Below are 20,289 nucleotides of genomic sequence, written 5' to 3' on the forward strand. Positions count from 1 at the left end.
CGTTTCCCGCTCTTCCGTTCTTCCGTGACCACCCATGTCCCGCGCCTCACGTCCTTAAGGAGCTTCGGTGCTGCTTTACTGCAGGGCAGTCGATGAGCAGTCGGTGCGCGAGCGGATCCACGCTCTCGTCCCGACCCCCCACGGAACAACCCTCTGCCGGCTCGGTGACCGGCTGCTGGTGCACGTGCCCGACGACCGGCCCGACCTGGTCGAGGCGCTGCACGCCTCCGGGCTGGTGCAGCGGACGGTGACGGACCACTCGGACGCGCCGCTGACCGACCGCGAGGCCGCTCCGCTCGGATCGATCGTCACCCTCGGTGGTGCGGTGACGGTCGGCGGCGTCGACTTCGGCCTGATCGCGGGACCGTGCGCGGTCGAGAGCTACGAACAGATGTCCGCCTCGGCGTCGCTGGTGAAGGCCGGCGGCGGCGTGGCGCTGCGCGGCGGCGCCTTCAAGCCGCGCAGTTCCCCCTACAGCTTCCAGGGTCTGAAGGACGAGGGCCTTCGCATCCTGAGCAAGATCGGCGCGGAGTCCGGCCTGCCGGTCGTGACCGAGGTCGTCGACGCGGCGACGGTCGAGCTGGTCGCGGAGCACGCCGACGTGCTCCAGATCGGCACCCGCAACGCCCAGAACTTCACCCTCCTCCAGGCGGTCGGCGAGATCGGCAAGCCGGTGGTGCTCAAGCGCGGCTTCGGCTGCACGGTGGGCGAGTGGCTGCAGGCCGCCGAGTACGTGCTGGCCGCCGGGAACCCCGACGTCGTGCTCTGCGAGCGGGGCATCCGCAGCTTCGAGCCGGCCACCCGCTTCACCCTGGACCTGAGCGCGGTGGCCGTGGTCAAGCACCTCAGCCACCTGCCCGTGATCGTCGACCCCAGCCACGGGACCGGGCACCGCCACCTGGTCAAGCCGCTCGCCCTGGCCGCCGCCGCGGTCGGCGCCGACGGGCTGCTCGTCGACATCCACCCCGAACCCACCGCCGCGCTGTGCGACGGCAAGCAGGCGCTCGACCGGGACAGCTGGCTCGACCTCACCGGCACGCTGAGCGGCGTCCTCGCCAGCCTGGGCCGGAACCTGACCGTGCCCGCGGCCGAGCCGGTCGGGGCCGGCGCATGACCCGGCGGCCCGACCTCGCCGTGATCGGCGGCGGAGTGATCGGCCTCGCCGTGGCCTGGCGCTGCGCCGAGCAGGGCCTCGACGTGGAGGTGCACCACGACGAGTCCCCCGGCACCGCCTCGGCGGTCGCGCCCGGCATGCTGGCGCCGGTGAGCCGGGAGGACTTCCCGGACCCGGCCCTGCTGGAGTTCGCCCACGACGCCCGGCGCCGGTGGCCCGCGTTCGCCGCGGAACTCGCGGCCGCGAGCGGGACCGACCTCGGCTACTCGACCGCGGGCCTGCTGCTGGTCGCGCACGCCCCCGGGGACCATCCCCGGGTGGCCGCCATGTACGGCTTCCGCGAGGGCTTCGACGAGCCCTGCGAGCCCCTGGACGCCGACCGGTTGCGGGCCCGGGAGCCGCTGCTGTCGGCCGCGAGCAGCGGCGGGGGCTTCGCCACCCGGGACCACCACGTCGACGCGCAGCGGGTGCGGGCGGCGCTGCGCGCGGCCGGGGAGGCGGCCGGCGTCCGGTACGTCGACCGGCGGGTGAAGTCCCTGGACGAGGTGTCGGCGGGCAAGGTGCTCGTCGCCGGCGGCTCGTGGTCGCCCGAGGTGCAGGCGTGGCCGGTCACCCCGGTGCGCGGGCAGGTCGTGCTGCTGCGCGGCCCGTCCGACGGCCCCGGGCTGCGGCACGGCATCCGCGGCGTGGTCGGGGGCGAGCCGGTCTACCTGGCCGGGCGGCACGGCGGCGAGACGGTGGTCGCCGCGACCCTGGACCACGCGGGCTTCGACGCGCGGCCCTCCGAGCGGGCCACCGAGGCGCTGCTGCGCAAGGCGGTCGCGCTGGTGCCGTCGCTGGCCGGCCACCAGGTGGTGGCGGCCCGGGTCGGCCTGCGCCCGGACACCCCCGACCACCTGCCGATCATGGGGCGCGTCCCGGGCGCCCCCGACACCTACGTCTGCACCGGCCACTACCGGCACGGCGTCCTGCTCGCGCCGGTCGCCGCGGACCTGATGACCTCCTTGATCACCACCGGCGCCGACGGGACACCGCCGGCGTTCGCACCCCACCGGTTCCGAACAGCGCACGAGGAAGAAAGGGAGTAGCGATGACCGCTCCACCAGCGCTCGCCACACCACCGACGAACCGCCGGTCCGTCTTCGGACGGATGGACCCGGCCCGCCTGCTGCCCGTCGCCTGGCCGGTCTACATCGAGCTGATGTCGGGCGTCATCGCCGGCATCATCACGGTGGTCTGGATCGCCAGGCTCGGCGCGCCCGCGCTGGCCGCGGTGACGATGGCCGGCTCGCTCGAGAACGTGCTCCTGAGCATCGCCTTGACGGTCAGCGGCGGCGCGACCATCGTGCTCTCGCGCGCCGTCGGCGCGAGCGAGTACGGCCGGATCCGGCCCCAGCTGCGGGCCTCGTTCCGGATCACCGCCCTGATCACGGTGGTGACCGTCGTCGTCCTGTTCGTGGCGCGGAGGCCGCTGGCGGAGCTGGTGCTCGGCACGGAGGACGCCGAGGGCGTCCGGCTCGCCGTCGACTACCTGACCGTCTCGGTGCCGGGCGTCGCGCTGTTCTACGGCCAGTACCTGGTGGACGCCACGTTCAAGGCGGACGGGAACACCCGCACGCCGATGCGGATGGCCCTGCTGTCGAACGCGTTCCTGATCGTCCTCGACCCCGTCCTGATCTACGGCTGGCTGGGCGCCCCGCGGCTCGGCGTCCGGGGTTCGGCGATCGCGCTGGTGCTGGCCCGGGCGGTCACCCTGGCCGTGACCTACTGGCTGTACCGCCGCTCCGGTCTGCTGCGCAAGGCCGACGAGGCCGCGGCCGCCGCGCCGGCCGCACCGGAGCCCGTCGAGGGCGAGCCGGGCCCGGCCCGGGAGATCCTGAAGGCGGGCATGCCGCTGGGCGTGGACTTCCTGGTCCGGATGACGGCGGGCGCGCTCATCGTCGGGGTGATCGCCCGGTTCGGTACCGACGAGGTCGCCGCGTACGGGACCGTCACCCGCACGCTGCTGGTCCTGACCATGGCCGCGTACGCGGTGCGGCAGGCCGGGACGATCATCGCGGCCCGGGCCAGGGGCGCCGAGGACGACGAGCTGCTCGCGGCGAGCCGCTCGTCGTCGGTGCGGCTCGGCATCGGCTGGTCCGTGCTCGGCGGGCTCGTGGTGCTGCTGCTCAGCGGGTTCGTGGTGGACGCGGTCACCGACGACGCGGCGGTCCGCAGCGCCGCCCACGGCCAGATCCCGTGGATCTCGGTGTACATCACCCTGCTGCTGTGCAACGTCACCCTGAGCGGCATCTTCATGGGCGGCGGCCAGGGCAAGGTGGCGGCGACCTCCGCCACCGTCGGCGCCGTCCTGCAGCTGTGCCTGGCGCCGCTGCTCGCGATGACGCCGCTGGGCCTGGACGGGGCCTGGATCGCCATGATCATCAACGCCGGGACGCAGACCTCGGTGCTCCTCGTGCTCTCGGCACGCCAGATTCTCAAGACCAAGGAGGCCGCGGCATGACCGCTCCGGTGGCACTCGGGATCAAGTCCGTCGCCCACGTCCTCGGCGAGCCCCAGGACGTCGCCGAAACGGCGGGCGAGTACGTCAGGGACCCGGAGCGGGTGATCCGCTGGGGGTACCGCACCTACCACCGGGCCACCCCGGGCACCAGCCCGACCAAGGTCGCGGCGCAGGCCGCCCGCAAGGCGCTGGCCGAGGCCGGCCTGACGGCCGCGGACGTCGACTACATGATCGTCGCGGACAGCGGGGTGCCGGAGTACCTCCAGTGGGACGTCTCCACCGCCGTCGCGCGCGAACTCGGGCTCGGCGACACCCCGACCCTGCTGACCACCCAGGGCTGCGCCGCCGCGGTGACCGCGTTCCAGCTGATCGCCGGCCTGATGGCGGTCCGCGACGACATCCGCAACGTGCTGCTCGTCGCGACCCACCAGGTCAGCGAGACCCACGTCAACCGGATGCGCACCAACGCCTGCCTGTTCAGCGACGGCGCCGCCGCCGCGGTGGTCCAGCGCGGGCACGACCGCCTGCAGTGGCTGGCGACCGAGCAGACCACCGACCCGCAGTACGTGGACTTCTTCCGGATCGAGTACGGCGGCAGCGCCGCGCCGGAGGCCCCGGAGGGCGGCGGCAACCTCACGGTGGACCTGATGGGCCTGGTCCACAAGCACTTCCAGCGCGAGCCCGGGAAGCTCGACCAGTTCGTCAAGGACGTCGACCACAACGTGGCCGTCGTCCTGGAGCGCGCCTGCGAGCGGGCCGGCGTGCGGAGCGAGGACATCCGGAAACTGATCTACCTGAACGACAACCAGCACTCGATGGTGGGCGTGTCCGAGGCGACCGGCATACCCCTCGAACGGACGAACGCGGCCCTCGCCGCCGAACTCGGCCACCTGGGCTGCGCCGACCAGCTGACCTGCCTGAGCCTGTACGAGGCGCGGGGCGAGCTGGCCCCCGGCGACCTCGTCGCGCTCGCCGGACTGTCCCTGGGCATGCACTGGTTCTGTACTTTGGTGCGGGTCTGAGGGAGGGGACCGAGATGACTGACGCACTCACACCGGACCGCCGGGTGGAACTGCCGCTGGACGGGGGCGGCACCGCGGTGCTCCGCCTGCCGGCCGGCGGCCCGCCGGACCGGCCCGTGCCCGCGGTCGTGCTGCTGCAGCCGTTCGGGGCCTGGAACCGGGACGCCTTCATGCCCGCCGAGGTCTCCGGGAACGGCCCCGTCGGCCTGTTCGCCGACCTGGGCGCCGCCCTGGTCGGGGCCGGCATCGCCGCGGTCTCCTTCGACACCCGCTTCGTGACCGAGGACTTCGCCGGCGGGGCGGGCACGCCCCGGCTCACCTTCACCGGCATGGTCGACGACGCCGTGCGGGCGGTCGAGCAGGCCCGGGCCCACGCCGACGTGGACGCCTCCCGGGTCGCGCTGCTCGGCGTCTCGATGGGCACCGAGGTGGCGCTGGCCGCCGCCGAGCGCCTCGCCGACGGGACCCGCCTCGCGCTGGTGGCGCCGATCGCCGAGCAGTGCGCCGTGTTCCACCGCTGGAAGGGCCTGGGCCGGCAGCTGGAGTGGCTGGTCGGGTCCGGGTTCGTCGACGCCGACGGCACCGTCGACCTCAAGGCCGCGAAGGCCGACCACCTCGGGCGGCACGGCTGGTGGGACGACTTCGACCTGGACGAGCGCCTCGGTTCCGGCATCGAGATCGAACAGCTGCGCGCCGAACTCGCCGCCGCGTACGACGCCTGGGAGCTCCGGGCGACCGGGCACGGCGACGAGTCGGCGCCCGCCTCGTTCTGGAGCGACTGGTTCGCGCAGCCCGCCCCGCTGCGCCGGCTGTCCGGGACGAGCGGCGCGATGACGATCCACGTGGGCGCCGAGGACTGGACGACGCCGCCGCGGCACGCGTGGTCGGTGCACCGCGCCGCCGTCGGGCAGGGCCTGCGGTCGGACCTGACGGTGCACCCGCGGCTCGGGCACCTGATGTCGCCGCGCACCGCCGACGGCCTGCGCACCTACGGGCCCTTCGACCCGGACTTCCAGCGCGCGCTGGTCGGGTCGGTCGGCGCCCTGCTCGACCCGGGCACCGCCGAGCAGGGAGGCTGACGCCGCGATGGCCACGTTCGTCAAACGTCCCGCCCTGGAGGCGGCCCTGGAGCACATCCGCTCCTCGCCCGCGGACAACGGCACCCTGGAGATGATCGTCCGGCGGCCCGACATCGGCGAGCGGGAGGTCCTCGACGAGGGCCTGCTCACCTTCGCGGAGGGCCTGGCGGGCGACGTGTGGCGCAGCCGCGGCAGCCGCGACAAGGTGGTCGGCGACCCCGACGTCAACCGCCAGCTCACGGTGATGAACTCGCGCTGCGCCGACCTGGTGTCGGCGCAGGACCGGGACCGCTGGCAGCTCGCCGGCGACCAGCTCTACGTCGACCTCGACCTGAGCATCGCCAACGTCCCGCCGGGCACCCGGCTGCGGATCGGGTCGACGGTCATCGAGGCGACCCGCGAACTGCACCTGGGCTGCAGCAAGTTCCAGACCCGGTTCGGCTGGGACGCGGTGCTGTTCGTCAACTCGCGGGTCGGCCGGGAGCTGCGCCTGCGCGGCATGAGCGCCCGCGTCGTCACCGAGGGCACCGTCCGGCCCGGCGACAAGGTGCAGCTGCTCGCCGACGGCGAATGCTGACGGCGGGCACCGCGCACGGACCCGCTCCCGCGACGACGCGTCCGGCCGCCCCGCGGCCGGACGCGTCGTTCGCGGCGCTGCTGCCGGACTTCGTCCGGGTCGCCGAGACGACCTCCGACCCGGACGGCGTCGAGCTGTACCCCGGCGAGGAGCGGATCGTGCGCGGCGCCCCCGCCGCCGGCGTGCGGGAGTTCACGACCGCCCGGCACTGCGCCCGGGTCGCGCTGGGGCGGCTCGGCGTGCCGCCCGCGCCGATCCTCTCCGCCGAGGGCGGCGCACCGCTGTGGCCGGCCGGCGTCGTCGGCAGCATCACCCACTGCCCCGGCTACCGCGCCGCCGCGGTCGCGCGGACCGCCGACACCCCCGCGATCGGCATCGACGCGGAGGTCGCCGGGGCCCTGCCCCGCGGCGTGCTGGCACTGGTCTCGCTCCCGCAGGAGCGGGCGGAGCTGGCCGCCCTCGCGCGCCGCCCCGCCCCCGTCCCCGTGCCGTGGGACACCCTGCTGTTCTCCGCCAAGGAAGCGGTCTACAAGGCCTGGTACCCGCTCGCCCGCGGCCCGCTCGGCTTCCACGACGCCCACCTCACCTTCGACCCCGACAACGGCACCTTCGCCGCGCGCCTGCTCGTCCCGGGGCCGACGGTCGCCGGCCGCGAACTCCGCGGCTTCACCGGCCGGTGGCTGGCGGGCGACGGCCTGGTGCTCACGGCCGCGACGGCGCCCGTGCTGTGATGCGGTCGTCGGTACCGGCCAGCCGCGTCTCCTTGAACAGCTGCTCGATGTCCGACTCCAGGGCGGAACGGATGTCGGTTCCCAGGCGCCCCCAGCCGAAGAAGTCGGATGCCGCCCTGACGAGTTCCTCCCGGCTCATGCCCGGGCACTCCGAAGCGAGTTCGTACAGGGCGAGGCGGCGTTCGGCCGACGGCACGTGCAGCACCTTGCGAGGCCCTTGCGCATCAGGCGTGCGGGCCAGCAGGGAGACTCCCTCCGCCGGGCCGTAGACCCCCGGCTCGATCTCCTCGACCGTACCGGCCCGCACGAGACCGACCAGTACGACCTTGATGTTGTCGCGAATCCGCTTGCCGGAACGGGCCACGCCCCAGGCTTCACGTGCGCGGAGCATCAACAGGTCCTCGTGGACGGGGCCTTCCGTCCCCAGCACGGCGGAGAGCAGTCGGCCCAGTTCGGGCCTGGCGTCCACGGTGTGCATCTCGTGGCGGGAGAAGGCCTGGACCCGGGCCGTCCGGTACGGTGCCGACCACGCCCGTACGCGGTCGGCGTCGACGGCCACTCGCTCCGGCTCGCCGGACGGGCCCTTCGCGTGCTGTTCCGACCGTTCCTCCACCCCGGGATCCACTGCCGGAACGGGCACCGGGGCAGGAGCCATCGCTCCGGGTGCCTCGGCAACAGCCGCCTCGACGGCGGCTCGCAGCCGGTTCTGCGCTCCGACCCGGTCGCGGTACCAGTCCGTCCCCCAGATCCGGTACAGCTTCCACCCGAGCCCGGCCAGGACCTCCTCGCGGAGGCGGTCGCGGTCACGTGCGACCTTCGAGGAGTGGTACATGGCACCGTCGCACTCGATGCCGAGGGCGTAGGAGCCGAGCGCTTCCGGATGCCTCAGGCCGAGGTCGATGCGGTACCCGGCCACGCCCACCTGCGGCTGGACCTGGTACCCCCAACCCTGGAGGACTTCCAGGACCGACTCCTCGAACGGGCTCTCCGGTGCTGCCTCGTCCTGCACGACCTGCTGGGCGAGCACCGCGGGACCGTGCTGGGCGTACTGGAGGTAGCGCTTGAGGTGCTGGACGCTCTCGTTGTCGCTGTCACCGAGTTCGTCCCCCGCGAAGGAGGCGACGAGTTCCATGCGGTAACGGGCACGGGTGACGGCGACGTTGAGACGACGCCAACCGCCCGGCCGGTTGATGGGGCCGAAGTTGAGCGACATCCTGCCGAACTGGTCCCGCCCGTAGCCGACCGACATGATCATGACGTCGCGCTCGTCGCCCTGGACCGACTCCAGGTTCTTGACGAAGAACCCGCCGAGCCGGTCCTCGGTGAAGAAGCGGTCCAGGTCCGGCCGCGTCCGGCGAGCCTGCTCGACCGCGAGCTCGATGGCGGACGCCTGCGCCTGCGAGAGGGCGACGATGCCCAGGCTCCGACCGGGGCGGGTGTCGAAGTGGTGCAGCACACGCCGGGCGACCAGTTCCGCCTCGACCATGTTGTCCGCCCTCCCGCCACGGTCGTAGACACCGTCGGCCCGGAAGAACTCGACGCCGACGTGGTTGCCGGTCTCGTGGGCTCCGGGGAAGGTGATCATCGAGTTGCCGTAGAACGACCGGTTGCTGAAGGTGATCAGATTCTCGTGACGACTGCGGTAGTGCCAGCGGAGGTCCAGTGTGCGCATCGCCCCGGCCCGGCAGGCGTGGAGCAGCGACTCGAAACTGTCGGGGGTGTCCTCGTCCCACTCGTCGGAGTCGTCCCCGACCGCGGAGTCGAAGAACGACGTCGGCGGAAGCTGCTTCTCGTCCCCCGCGACGATCAGGGTCTTGCCGCGGTAGATGCAGTTGGCCGCGTCGCCGGGCCGCACCTGGGACGCCTCGTCGAAGATGACGACGTCGAACCGGTAGTCCGCCGGAACGAACTGACTGACCGTCAGCGGACTCATCATGAAACAGGGCTTCACCAGCCGGACCACCTCACCCGTCCGCGACAGCAGATCCCGGACGGGCATGTGGCGGGTCTTCTTCTCGGCCTCCCGCGCGATCACCGCTGCGGAACCGCCGGCGAAACTGCGCGGCCGGCGACTGTTGATCGCGCCGATCACCGCGCCCCTGGCGGCGGTGACCAATCTGCGGTCCGCCTCCCGGAAGTCCTCGACCCGCGCGTCCAGATCGGCCGAGCGGCCGACTCGCAGCCGCGGGTCCGCGTCGAGCACGGCATCGGCCCAGGCCCGCAGCAACACGCCTTCGACGACTGCGGGGAAGTCCGCCGCGGCGACACCCCTCTCCACACTGCGCGGCACCAGTTCGTCGACGCCCAGGGGACGCAACTGCTCCAGGCCACCACTGAACGCGCGCCACTCCTCCGCGCCCTGTCCGTCCTCGACAAAGCGGTCGACCAAGGTGCGCGCCTGCGCGAAGGAGCCCGACAGTTGCAGTGACAGCCCAATGGCGCGGGAATCGGCGAAGAGCCCGATCAGCACGGCGACTTGTTCGGTCCATCGACGGAGCCGCCGGTCCGCGTGGTCGCACCAGCCGGCCAGGGCATCACGCACCGCACGGGCCAGCAGCGGGACCTGGTGGCCGATGACAGCGTCGTCCGCGACCTGGGCCGCCACCAGGTCGCGCCGTTCGGCCGCGGCGGAGAGCTCGACGATACGCCGGGCGGTGGCCAGGGCCTGCTGGAGCCGGTCGAAACCGGGTGCGTCCCGCGGGGTGTAGCGGCCGAACAGGGAGCTGTGCTCACCGAGCAGCGCCGCGGTCCTGGCTGCGGCCCGCTGCCACGCGAGCGCATCGTCGAGGCGGCGGGGCAGGTTCTTGTGCCAGGTTCCGTTCCTGGTCAGGGCAGTTGCCTCGGCCCGGTCGGCCTTGTACTGGGCGGAGAAGCGGGCCATCAGTCCGTGGTGCTGTTCGGTGAACCGCTGCACCACTGCGGCCAGGCCCTCGGCCCGGAGCACCTGGTCGCCGAACACGTCGGCCGCACGTTCCGCCGCCGCCCGCTCCGCACCGATGGCATCGGCCAGCTCGATCGCAGCCGCCGCTGCGCGTGCCAGCGTTTCCGCGTCCAGCCAGGCGGCAGGCGGGCGGTGGGCGGCCCCGGCGAGGTCGGCGAGTTCCAGCACGTCGAAGGCGGCCGATACGGACGCGGGTTTGGACATGCCGAAGACATCGGCCAGTTCGGCGAGCAGGGCGGAGGGGTCGTCCGGCAGCGAAGCCCCCGTGGGAACCGCGGTCGTGGGCAGTTTTGCGCGCAGGGCACGCACCAGTGCGGTGAGTTCCTGGGCGTTGCCCGGCTCGTTCCCGAGCTCGGCGAGGGGGCGCCTTCGACACACCGCTTCGACCTGCTCCAGCGCATCGTCCGCCCGGGCCAGTGCATCGAGCGGGGACGCGCCGACCAGTTGCCGCCAGAGGAAGTTCTCACCCTCGACGGCCGGACGCCAGGCACGGCCGATCGACTCGGCCGCACCGAGCGTCCGCTGCAGCGCGGAGGCGGAGAGCTCCCGACCGATTCGGGCCCCGTCGAGACGCATGCCGGGCCGGTCGCCGTCTCCCGGCTCCAGCTGGACGAGGCGGCCGAGGACGTCGTGCAGCGTGCGCCCCAGGGGTTCGCGGCGTTCATTCATCGCTGCTGCGTACGCGGACAGGGCCTCCCGGAGCTCGCGGGCCCGCTCGAGCTCGTGTGCGGCAGCCCCGTTGACCCGCACCTCGGTCCTGAGCACCCGGCCCAGCTCGGTCGCCACGGCCTTCTTCGACGTGTCACCGCTGTGCAGGGCGAGGACGAAGTCCGCGAGGCCGACGTCTCCCAGACGATTGCGCACGACATCGAGCGCGGCCGCCTTCTCACTGACGAACAGGACGGTGCGGCCGGCGTGCATCAGAGCAGCGATCAAGTTGGTGATCGTCTGGCTCTTGCCCGTTCCCGGGGGTCCGCTCACGACGAAGGAGCGGCCGTCCAGGGCGGCTGCGACGCACTGCCGTTGCGAAGCGTCCGCATCCAGCACGAGGGGAGTGCGCTCGGGTGGCTGGACATCGTCGATCCGCTCCGGACCCGGCGGGTCGAAGCCGACCAGATCACCGGGGAGCCCGGCGTCCGGGCCCAGCGCGACCGCCCGGACCAGGGGGTGGGCGAGAATCTGCTCCTCGTTCTGCTGCAGGTCGTGGTACATCGCCTCCTTGTGGGAGGCGAACAGGCTCAGCACGACCCGCTCGTTGACCGCCCAGCCCTGTCGGCCGGCAGCGATCTTCCGTGCTGCCGCGAGCACCGCGGCGAGGTCGGAGACATCGGCCTTTCCGACCGAGGTCCAGTCCACGCCCATGCGGGCCAGCTTGACGGCGAGCGCAGGATTGTGGACGGCGTCCTGGTCCTCGGCCGCGTACAGGCGTGACCGACCGCCGCGGTCCCGACGGAGCTCGACGGGAACCAGGAGGAGAGGTGCCGAGGACGGATTCTCCTGAGTGTCCGATTCGCGCCAGTCGAGGATGCCCACCCCGAGCCAGAGCACCCACAGACCGAAGTCGTTGTACATCTGGCCCGACTGGTTGCGCAGCCGGTTGACCGCGACGAGCAGACCGGCCTCGGTCGTCTTCTGCGTCACCAGACCTGCGGGCCGACCCGACTCCTTGGAGAGCACGACGCGGTCACCCTCGGAGGCCTCCGCGGGAGAGACGAAGTCCCAGCCGCGTGCCAGCCCGGCCAACAGCATGGAGGCGTCCGGGGACTGTATCTCCAGGGTGGCGGTTCGCGTGTGCCGAAAGTTGAGCAACTTGTTGCGGCCGCTCAGGTCCAGCAGTGACTCGCGCCAGTCCCCCAGCACTCGCAGTAGCCTGTCCCGCCCCGGGTCCCCCGGGCCGGTCGCGGCGGGGGTGCTGGTCATCGGCATGTTCACCCATCCAGGAATTCTGTCCGCGCCAGATATGCGGCCCCGGGCGCGCAAGTGTGTCGGCATGCATACGCACGGTGACGTGCGTGGCGATCACTGTTCCACACTCCGGTGCGCACGCCCGCTGCCGTAGGCGGATCGTTATGGGTCGCCCGCAGCCTCCCCGCTCCTGGGCACGGGCCGGACTTCGTCACGGGCCGAGGCGACGGCATCCTCCCCCGAACCCGGGGAATTCGTATCCGCCCATTCGATCCGATGGGCACCGGGCACGCGTGGTGACGGCCCCCAGGAATTCGCCCCCGGCACGATGCGCCGAGAGCCGCTCCGCAACAATCAAGAAGAACACCGGCGACCTTTCCGGGACGCAGGGTCCGGCAGTCGCACGGTTCCCCGAGGACCGGCGGCATGCTGCTCCGATGCCGCAGCTGCCCTGTGCCGGGGCCGTGGCGGGCGGGGTGGTGCCCGCGGTGGCCTACGGTGGGTGCTGCGCGCTCGTGGCGCCCCGGTTCGTCGCACTCGAAAGGCAGCCGCCTGTGACTCCCTCCCCGGAGAACCCGCCGACCCCGTTCGCCGGTCTCGGCAGGATTCTGGTGATCATCCCGACCTACAACGAGGCCGAGAACGTCGAGCGGATCGTCTCCCGCGTCCGCGCCGCCGTCCCGGAGGCCCACGTGCTGGTCGCCGACGACAACAGCCCCGACGGCACCGGCAAGCTCGCGGACGCGCTGGCCGCCGGGGACGCGCACGTCCAGGTGCTGCACCGCAAGGGCAAGGAGGGCCTCGGCGCGGCCTACCTGGCCGGGTTCCACTGGGGCATCGACAACGGCTACGACGTCCTGGTGGAGATGGACGCCGACGGCTCCCACCAGCCCGAGGAGCTGCCCCGGCTGCTGACCGCGCTGCACAGCGCCGACCTGGTGCTGGGCTCCCGCTGGGTGCCCGGCGGCGCGGTGGTGAACTGGCCGAAGTCCCGGCTGCTGCTGTCGAAGGGCGGCTCCACGTACTCCCGGCTGATGCTGGACGTCCCGATCCGCGACGTCACCGGCGGCTACCGGGCCTTCCGCAAGGAGACCCTGCTCGGGCTCGGCATGGACGAGGTCGCCTCGCAGGGCTACTGCTTCCAGGTCGACCTGGCGTGGCGGGCCGTGAAGGCCGGGTACAAGGTCGCCGAGGTGCCGATCACCTTCGTGGAGCGCGAGCACGGCGCGTCGAAGATGAGCCGCGACATCGTCGTCGAGGCGCTGTGGCGGGTCACCTCCTGGGGCCTCTCCGCCCGGGTCGCGAAGCTCACCCGGAAGAAGTAGGCGGCAGCGCCGCGCCTCCGCGGGCCGGGTGACGATGGGTGTTCCCGGCCCGGCGGAGCATGCGGAGGTTGCGGCGTGACAGAGCCACGGCGAGGAGCGGACCGGGAACCGGACGAGAACCCGGCCCCGGCCCCGCAGCGGGACGGCGGGCGGTGGGGCGCGGCGAAGGCCCGGGCGGCCCGGCTCGGCGAGTCCGCCAAGGCCGCGCCCGAGCGCATCCCGCTGGTGGGCCGCGCGGTCGGCAGCCTGATCCGGGTCAACCTGCTGGACAACGCGACCCGGCTGGCCGCGCAGGCCTTCCTGTCGGCGCTGCCCGCCCTGTTCGTGCTCGCGGTGTTCGCCCCCGCGTCGATCAAGCACGGCGTCACGAACGCGCTGCGCGAGCAGCTCGGCCTGCAGGGGGCCGCCCAGGAGCAGGTCCGGCAGCTGATGAACACCCCGCACGACGACGGCGGCAGCCAGAGCTTCGGCGTGGTCGGCGTGCTGGTCACGCTGGCCTCCGCGACGGCGCTGAGCCGGGCCCTGCAGCGGGTCTGCGAACGGGCCTGGGAGATGCCGAAGAACAGCGCCCGGCTGGCGCTGTGGCGCTGGGTGGTGTGGCTGCTGGGCTGGCTGGTGTTCCTGGTGGTCCAGGTGCCGCTGCGGGACGGTTTCGGGGCCGGCCCGTGGCTGGGCGTCCCGCTGACCTTCACCGTCTCCACCGCGGTCTGGTGGTGGACCCAGCACCTGCTGCTCGGCGGCCGGGTCCGCTGGTACCCGTTGCTGCCGGGCGCGGTGCTGTGCGGGGTCGGCGAGGTGGCGCTGGGCGTCGCCGCGAAGGTGTACCTCCCGCACGCGATGTCCGTCTCGGTCGAGAAGTTCGGCCCGTACGGGGTGGTGTTCACCGCGCTGTCCTGGCTGATCGCGCTGTTCACCGCCGTCACCCTGGCCCTGGTGCTGGGCCGGGTGCTCGCCGAGGAGCCGGTGCTGGCCCGCCGCCTCGGCACCCCCACCGCGCCCGGCAGCTGGTGAGACCTCCCCCGCGCACGGCGAAGGCCCCCGGTCGGGGGCCCTTCGCCGTGCGTGCCGGTGCCGCCGCTAGCCGAGGCGCAGCAGGCGGGAGCCGATGGACGGCGGGGCGAGGTCGGTCTGCAGGGTCACCGGGACCTCGACGCGGTCCTCGCCGTCGCCCGCGGAGAGGGTGCCGACCTGGGTGCCGGCCGGGAGGGTGTGGGCGAGGGTGCCGATCGGGGTCATGGTCAGCCGCGCGGTGATGCCGGACCAGCCGGCCACCGTGAGGTCCTTGGTGGCGATCAGCGGGACGCTGCCGCCGAGACCGTCGTCCACCCGGCCGACCACCTGGCCCTGCTTGGCCAGGGTCTGCCCGGTCAGCGCCTCCTGCGCGGCCACGTTGATCTTCTGGCTGACCGGCTGGGCGGCCCGCACCAGGCTGGGCTCCTCCTTGGTCGCGGGCTGGGACAGCGTGACGCCGATCAGGGTGCGCTTGACGCCGCCGATGTCCTTGACCGCGGCCCACATGAAGGCGGACTGGGCGGGCGTGGACGAGCCGGTCTTCACGCCGATGTTGCCGTTCTTGCCGAGCAGCCCGTTGGTGTTGAACACCCGCTGGCCGTTGAACCGGGTGTCCGGCTCGGCGACCACCTGCCGGAAGATGTCGTCCTTCATCACCTGCGCGGCCAGCTTCAGCTGGTCCTTGGCCGTCGACTTGGTGTCGGCGTTGTACCCGGCCGGGTCGGCGTAGACCGTGTTGGCCATGCCCAGCTTCGCGGCGGTGTCGTTCATCTTCTTGACGAAGGCGTCCTCGCTGCCGGAGTCCCAACGGGCCAGCAGCCGGGCCACGTTGTTCGCGGACGGCAGCATCAGCATCTCCAGCGCCTCGTACTGGCTGATCTGCTGGCCCTCCGTCAGCGTCACCTTCGACTCGTCGGCGTTGGCCGACTCCTGCGCGGCCTGCTTGTCCACCGTGATCACCGGGCCGGTCTGGCCCTTCTTCAGCGGGTGCGCCTGCAGGATCAGGTAGGCGTTCATCACCTTCGTGACGGAGGCGATCGGGACGGCCTTCTCCTCCCCCGAGGAGCCCAGGTCGCCCACCCCCACCACCGCGGCGGCGGCCTGGCCCTTGGCCGGCCACGGGATGTTCAGCGGCTCCCCGCCGAAGGTGTACGAGTCCGCCAGGCCCAGCTTGGCCTTCGGCTGCGGCAGCGGGCGCAGCAGCTGCGCGGCGACCAGCACCCCCAGCACCACGGACAGGAAGACGCCCCAGACCACGACCCGCTTCATCGCCCGCCGGAACGGCGTCATCGGCCGCGCGCTGAGCGCCTTCAGCACCTCCAGCGCCTCGATGGTGCTGTCCGGCCCCGGCGGAGCGGCCTCCTGCGGCACGACGACGGCCGCCGCCGGGGCGGGTGCGGGGGCGGGAACGGGAGCCTGCGGCGCGGGGGCGGGCTTGACGGTCTTCACCGTCTTCGCCTCGGCCGGACCGGCGGCCTCGGGCGCCCGCAGCCTGACGGTCCGCTCGGGACGGTCCTTGTCGACCCGCAACGTCATCGTCGGCTCGGGCCCGACCGGCTCACCGCCCTCGGCGTCCTCGTCCTTCTCGGCCGGGGGCAAGGCCCCCAGCCGCAGCGTCATCGTCGGCTCCGGCCCGGCGACGACCGGCTCATCGTCCTCGTCCGCCTCCTCCGCTGCCGCAGGCTCGTCGTCGTCCTTCTCGGCCGGGGGCAAGGCGCCCAGCCGCAGCGTCATCGTCGGTCCCGGCGCGGCAACAACCGGTTCGTCCTCGTCCTCGGCGGCCTCGGCAGGCTCGTCGTCCTTCTCCGCCGCGGGCGCGTCGTCCTCGGCAGGCTCGGCCGGAGGCAACGCACCCAGCCGCAGCGTCATGGTCGGCTCCGGTGCGGCAGCGACCGGTTCGTCCTTCTCCGCCACAGGCTCGGCGTCCTCGGCGGGCTCGTCCTCCTCCGCCGGGGGCAAGGCCCCCAGCCGCAGCGTCATGGTCGGCTCCGGCCCGGCAGCGACCGGTTCGTCCTCGGCGGCCTCGGCAGGTTCGTCGTCGTTCTCCGCCGCGGGCGCGTCGTCCTCGGCGGGCTCGGCGTCCTCCGTGCCGTCCTTCGCGGGCTGCTCGGTGGTGTCCGAGGGGTCGTCGGCCGTTTCTTCCTCGTCCGGTTCCGCGGACGCGGCTTCCGCAGGCGTCTCGGGCGGGGTGGCCTTCTCGTCCCGAGGGGTGGGACGGGGGCCGGCGAGGGCGTCGGCGGACTCGGGGAGGTCGAGGTCGTCGGTGCGGAGGGTGGTGGTGTCGCGGTCGACGGGCAGGCGGAGGGCGGTGGTGGGGCTGTCCGTATCGCGGACACGGAGGTGGACGGTGGAGCCGCCCTCGCCGGGCTCGCGCGGGTCCTGCGCGGCTCCGCCCCGTCGCGTCTCGCCGTCTCGCCGCTCGCTCTGCGGGGACTCGCCCACGTAACCCACTCCTCCTCGTCCGCCCGGCACCGCCGGTCCGATCACACAAGCTGGTTTTTTTCGGGTGGGTTCTCGACCCGGCCCGGCACCTGTACAGTCTCCGGCACCGAGGCCGCGATGGCCCGCCTCACCCCGCCCGACCGGCGGTTTTTCACGGCTCGACGAGCCGTTTCCCGGTCAGACGCGGGCCCGTCGGACCGTGGTTCCCGCCTGCCCGGGCAAGGTCACGATTCGGAGGCGTACTCGACAAGCCCGTGTGAGAGGCGTCACCCTGTCATTCATCCACGCGGGGAGGCTTGGATGGGCAGAGGCCGTCGAACCATTCCCGAGGAGCTGTTGTTGCTCGCGCTGGACCCGGCCACGGGTACCACCGCGCAGCCGCAGACCCTCGATCTCGGACTTGCCGGGGCGCAGCTCGTCGAGCTGGCCCTGGCCGGAAGGATAGCCCCGGACGGGGACCGGATCGCCGTGGTGGTGCCACGGCCGACCGGTGACCCGACCCTTGACCATGCACTGGAGCTGTTGCGCCGGCGCGGCAGCCCGGTGCGCGCCGCTCACTGGATCGGCGGCCCGCGCCTGGGCCTGCGGCAGACGTACCTGGCGCACCTGGAACGGTGCGGCATGGTGACGGCGGTGGCCGGCCAGGTGTGCGGGGTGCTGCCGACGACGCGGTACCAGGCGTCGGACGACTGCACCAACGCGGCGATCAAGCAGCGGCTGGACACCGCGATCCGCACCGGCGTGCCGCCGGACCCGCGGACGGCGGCGCTGGCGGCGCTGGCGCACGCGGTGGGGCTGGGCAAGCACCTGTACCCGGGGAACGAGGGGCGGTCCTCGCGCTCTCGACTCCGGGACCTGATCAGGTACGACCCGCTGGGCGGCATGGTGGCCCACGCGGTGATGGACGTGCAGAACGGTCTGCCGTCGCAGCAGCAGGGCCGGCCGTCGGCGCCCGTGGGTCCACGGGGTCCGGCCGGGCGGCCCGCCGCTGCCGGGCGGAGCGTGGCCAGCCGGGTGGGCGCCCGATGAGCGGCGCGCGCCGTTAGCGGTCGGTTCGGAGGAAGGGCGGTCGGCCCGGTGCGAGTCACCGGGTCGGCCGCCCTTCGCCGTTCCCGGCCCGGTGTGACGGGCCGTCAGGGGGCTTGTCGGGGCCGGGACTCCCCTTAGCGTGCCGGACCGGCCGCGCGCAAGTACGGCGATCCCTATTGAGCTATTTTCCGATGATCTGTTCTACTGCGGTACTTCGATTTCCAGGCACGGACCGCAGTTGAGGTGGCATGCTGCGAAGCGTCAGGGGGGTTGGTACCAATTACCGCACTGTTGCCAGAGGTACGGCCGGAGGTCGATGTGTCCGCCAGCGTGAACCCGACGGTCCGCCGCCGCCGTCTCGGTGCCGAGCTCCGTCGGCTCCGCGAACAGAGGGGGATGACCGCCGAGGAGGTGGCCGGCCGCCTGATGGTCTCCCAGTCGAAGATCAGCCGCCTGGAGAACGGCCGCCGCTCGATCAGCCAGCGGGACGTGCGCGACCTGTGCGACGTCTACGAGGTGGAGGACGAGCGGGTCCGCGCCGGGCTGATGGAGATGGCCAAGGAGTCGCGCCAGCGCGGCTGGTGGCACGAGTTCGGGGACATCCCGTACAGCGTCTACATCGGCCTGGAGGCGGAGGCCTCCTCGATCCGGGCCTACGAGTCCTCGTTCGTGCCGGGCCTGCTGCAGACCAGGGAGTACGCCGAGGCCGTGGTGGCCGGCACCCAGCCCGACACGGACCCGGCCGCGATCCGCCGCCGGGTCGACGTGCGGCTCAAGCGGCAGCACCGGATACACGGCGAGGACCAGCTGGGCAGCCTGTGGGTGGTCATAGACGAGGCGGTGCTGCGCCGTCAGGTCGGCGGGCCACGCGTGATGGCGGAGCAGTTGTACCAACTGATCGCCCTCGGCGAGCGCCCGAACATCAACCTCCAGGTCATCCCATTCATTCACGGGGCCCATCCCGGCATGACCGGGACATTTTCCCTGATGGAGTTTCCCGAGTCCGCGGATTCCACGGTCGTCTACTTCGAAGGAGTGACGAGCGATCTCTACCTGGAGAAGGAAGCCGACGTGCGCCGATATACCAATCTGTACGACCACCTGCGGGCCGCGGCGCTGAGCGTCACGGACAGCCGGTCGATGATCACCGAAATCGCAGAGGAGTTCATGAAATGAGCAAGGCCACCGACACCCTGACCTGGCGCAAGAGCAGCTACAGCGGCGGCAACGGCGCCTGCGTCGAGATCGCCGTGCCGAGCGCGTCCTCGATCGCGGTCCGTGACTCCAAGGACCCGCAGGGCCCGCAGCTGCGCTTCTCCCGCGAGGCCTGGGCGGCCTTCGCGACCGCCGCCGGCGCGGGTGCCTTCGGCGAGGTCTGATCCGCCGTCCGTTCCACGGCCACGGGGCCCGCCGCTTCCCGCGCGGCGGGCCCCGTGCCGTTCCGGCCCGCGGCGTTCCGGAGGGGCTCGGACGCCGTCAGGCGCCGACGGTGGGGTAGCGCTCGTTCCAGGCGCCGGTGCCGTGCAGTTCGGGGCCGTGCAGCAGTTCCAGCACCAGGTCGTCGGCGAGTTCCAGGATCGCCCCGCGGCCCTCGACCTCGGCGACCAGCTCCGGCGGGAGCGCGGTCTCGCCGTGCAGGGCGCCCAGCAGGTTGCCGCAGATCGAGCCGGTGGAGTCGCTGTCCCCGGAGTGGTTGACGGCCAGCAGCAGGCCGGTGCGGACGTCCTCGGAGACCAGCGCGCAGTACAGGCCGATGGCGAGCGCCTCCTCGGCGACCCAGCCCTCCCCCAGTTCCTCGACCCGCTCGGGGGACGGCGCGCCGACCCGGACGGCGTCCAGCGCGGCGCGCAGCGCGGTGGTGGTCTCCTCGTGGCCGGGGCGTTCGGAGAGCAGGGCCAGGGCCAGGTGCACGCCCTCCTCCAGGGTGCCGCCGCGGGCCACCGCGTGGACGATCACCGCGAAGGCGCCGGCCGACAGGTAGCCGGTGGGGTGGCCGTGGGTCAGCACCGAGCACTCGACGGCGAGTTGGAAGACCAGGGCCGGGTCCCAGGCGGTGAGCAGTCCGAACGGGGCGGCCCGCATGACGGTGCCGCAGCCCTTGGAGCCGGGGTTGCGCGGCTCCTCGACGGTCGGCAGCGGGCCGTCCGCGGTGCCGGCCAGGCCGGACAGGCAGGCCTGGCCGGGGGCGCGGCGGGCGTACAGCCACTCCTCGCGGCCGAGCCAGCCGAGGTCCGTGCGGCGCTCGTCGGGGCCCCAGTCCTGCTGGGTGGCGTACCAGCGCAGGTAGGCGCGGTGCACGTCGGTGGGCGGGTGCCAGGCGCCGCTCTCCCGGGCGATGTGCGAGCGGATCAGGCCGTCGACGGTGAACAGCGTCATCTGGGTGTCGTCGGTGATCGCGCCGCGCCGCCCGTAGGCGGGGACGTAGCCGGTGACGCCCTGCGGGCCGTGGGCCTCGCGGATCTGCTCCAGCTGCTCGAACTCGATGCCGCCGCCGAGCGCGTCGCCGAGCGCGCCGCCGAGCAGGCAGCCGCGGACCCGGCTGCGGAAGTCCTGCTGCTGGGCGCGCGACCACAGGGGCATCACGGGGCGGAACCTTTCGGTCGGGGTCTC

15 protein-coding genes are annotated in these 20,289 nt (G+C 72.9%); 12 read left to right on the top strand and 3 right to left on the bottom strand.

Annotated features, from left to right (window positions below):
* Nucleotides 1–184: 184 nt before the first annotated feature.
* Genes aroF through ACIQBJ_RS25400 form a run of 7 tightly spaced genes read left to right on the top strand, consistent with a single transcriptional unit; the run spans nt 185 to nt 7,026 of the window.
* Nucleotides 185–1,114 (top strand): 3-deoxy-7-phosphoheptulonate synthase, encoded by a 930-nt coding sequence (gene aroF, locus ACIQBJ_RS25370; protein WP_400714891.1) that lies wholly within the window; start codon nt 185–187, stop codon nt 1,112–1,114.
* Nucleotides 1,111–2,202 (top strand): glycine oxidase ThiO, encoded by a 1,092-nt coding sequence (gene thiO / locus ACIQBJ_RS25375; protein ID WP_400714894.1) that lies wholly within the window; start codon nt 1,111–1,113, stop codon nt 2,200–2,202. Before aroF ends, thiO begins: the two co-directional genes overlap by 4 nt.
* A 2-nt stretch (nt 2,203–2,204) precedes the next feature.
* Nucleotides 2,205–3,617 (top strand): MATE family efflux transporter, encoded by a 1,413-nt coding sequence (locus tag ACIQBJ_RS25380; RefSeq protein WP_400714897.1) that lies wholly within the window; start codon nt 2,205–2,207, stop codon nt 3,615–3,617.
* Nucleotides 3,614–4,639 (top strand): 3-oxoacyl-ACP synthase III family protein, encoded by a 1,026-nt coding sequence (locus ACIQBJ_RS25385; protein WP_400714900.1) that lies wholly within the window; start codon nt 3,614–3,616, stop codon nt 4,637–4,639. Before ACIQBJ_RS25380 ends, ACIQBJ_RS25385 begins: the two co-directional genes overlap by 4 nt.
* 14 nt (nt 4,640–4,653) lie before the next feature.
* Nucleotides 4,654–5,718 carry an alpha/beta hydrolase family protein gene (locus ACIQBJ_RS25390; RefSeq protein ID WP_400714903.1) on the top strand — a complete coding sequence of 355 codons (1,065 nt, stop codon included), beginning with the start codon at nt 4,654–4,656 and terminating at the stop codon, nt 5,716–5,718.
* 7 nt (nt 5,719–5,725) lie between these two features.
* Nucleotides 5,726–6,295, top strand: coding sequence for an MOSC domain-containing protein (locus tag ACIQBJ_RS25395; RefSeq protein ID WP_400714906.1), 570 nt, complete (start codon nt 5,726–5,728; stop codon nt 6,293–6,295).
* The gene (locus ACIQBJ_RS25400; protein WP_400714909.1) at nt 6,289–7,026 is read left to right on the top strand and encodes a 4'-phosphopantetheinyl transferase; all 738 of its coding nucleotides are present in this window, start codon (nt 6,289–6,291) and stop codon (nt 7,024–7,026) included. The genes ACIQBJ_RS25395 and ACIQBJ_RS25400 overlap by 7 nt, the downstream gene beginning before the upstream one ends.
* Here ACIQBJ_RS25400 and ACIQBJ_RS25405 read toward each other — a convergent pair.
* Nucleotides 6,998–11,827: a DUF3320 domain-containing protein gene (locus ACIQBJ_RS25405; protein ID WP_400714912.1), complete on the bottom strand. Its 4,830-nt coding sequence runs from the start codon at nt 11,825–11,827 to the stop codon at nt 6,998–7,000. The genes ACIQBJ_RS25400 and ACIQBJ_RS25405 overlap by 29 nt on opposite strands.
* Nucleotides 11,828–12,426: 599 nt before the next feature.
* Here ACIQBJ_RS25405 and ACIQBJ_RS25410 point away from each other — a divergent pair.
* Together ACIQBJ_RS25410 and ACIQBJ_RS25415 are read left to right on the top strand one after the other, a co-directional pair.
* Nucleotides 12,427–13,197: a polyprenol monophosphomannose synthase gene (locus ACIQBJ_RS25410; protein ID WP_400714914.1), complete on the top strand. Its 771-nt coding sequence runs from the start codon at nt 12,427–12,429 to the stop codon at nt 13,195–13,197.
* A 75-nt stretch (nt 13,198–13,272) separates the two neighbouring features.
* The gene (locus ACIQBJ_RS25415; protein ID WP_400714917.1) at nt 13,273–14,208 is read left to right on the top strand and encodes a YhjD/YihY/BrkB family envelope integrity protein; all 936 of its coding nucleotides are present in this window, start codon (nt 13,273–13,275) and stop codon (nt 14,206–14,208) included.
* Nucleotides 14,209–14,274: 66 nt separating this feature from the next.
* On the opposite strand, the gene ACIQBJ_RS25420 is transcribed toward ACIQBJ_RS25415, so the two are convergent.
* Nucleotides 14,275–16,650 (bottom strand): hypothetical protein, encoded by a 2,376-nt coding sequence (locus ACIQBJ_RS25420; RefSeq protein WP_400714920.1) that lies wholly within the window; start codon nt 16,648–16,650, stop codon nt 14,275–14,277.
* 300 nt (nt 16,651–16,950) lie between these two features.
* Between ACIQBJ_RS25420 and ACIQBJ_RS25425 the strand changes: the two genes are divergently transcribed.
* The 3 genes from ACIQBJ_RS25425 (at nt 16,951) to ACIQBJ_RS25435 (ending at nt 19,058) form a co-directional block, all read left to right on the top strand.
* Nucleotides 16,951–17,679, top strand: coding sequence for a GPP34 family phosphoprotein (locus ACIQBJ_RS25425; RefSeq protein WP_400714923.1), 729 nt, complete (start codon nt 16,951–16,953; stop codon nt 17,677–17,679).
* Nucleotides 17,680–17,997: 318 nt separating this feature from the next.
* Nucleotides 17,998–18,855: a helix-turn-helix domain-containing protein gene (locus ACIQBJ_RS25430; protein ID WP_400714926.1), complete on the top strand. Its 858-nt coding sequence runs from the start codon at nt 17,998–18,000 to the stop codon at nt 18,853–18,855.
* The gene (locus ACIQBJ_RS25435; RefSeq protein ID WP_400714929.1) at nt 18,852–19,058 is read left to right on the top strand and encodes a DUF397 domain-containing protein; all 207 of its coding nucleotides are present in this window, start codon (nt 18,852–18,854) and stop codon (nt 19,056–19,058) included. The genes ACIQBJ_RS25430 and ACIQBJ_RS25435 overlap by 4 nt, the downstream gene beginning before the upstream one ends.
* A gap of 97 nt (nt 19,059–19,155) precedes the next feature.
* On the opposite strand, the gene ACIQBJ_RS25440 is transcribed toward ACIQBJ_RS25435, so the two are convergent.
* The gene (locus ACIQBJ_RS25440; protein WP_400714932.1) at nt 19,156–20,259 is read right to left on the bottom strand and encodes an ADP-ribosylglycohydrolase family protein; all 1,104 of its coding nucleotides are present in this window, start codon (nt 20,257–20,259) and stop codon (nt 19,156–19,158) included.
* Nucleotides 20,260–20,289 lie beyond the last annotated feature (30 nt).

Source organism: Kitasatospora sp. NPDC088391, assembly GCF_044753345.1.
In the GTDB taxonomy this organism is placed as follows: Bacteria; Actinomycetota; Actinomycetes; order Streptomycetales; family Streptomycetaceae; genus Kitasatospora.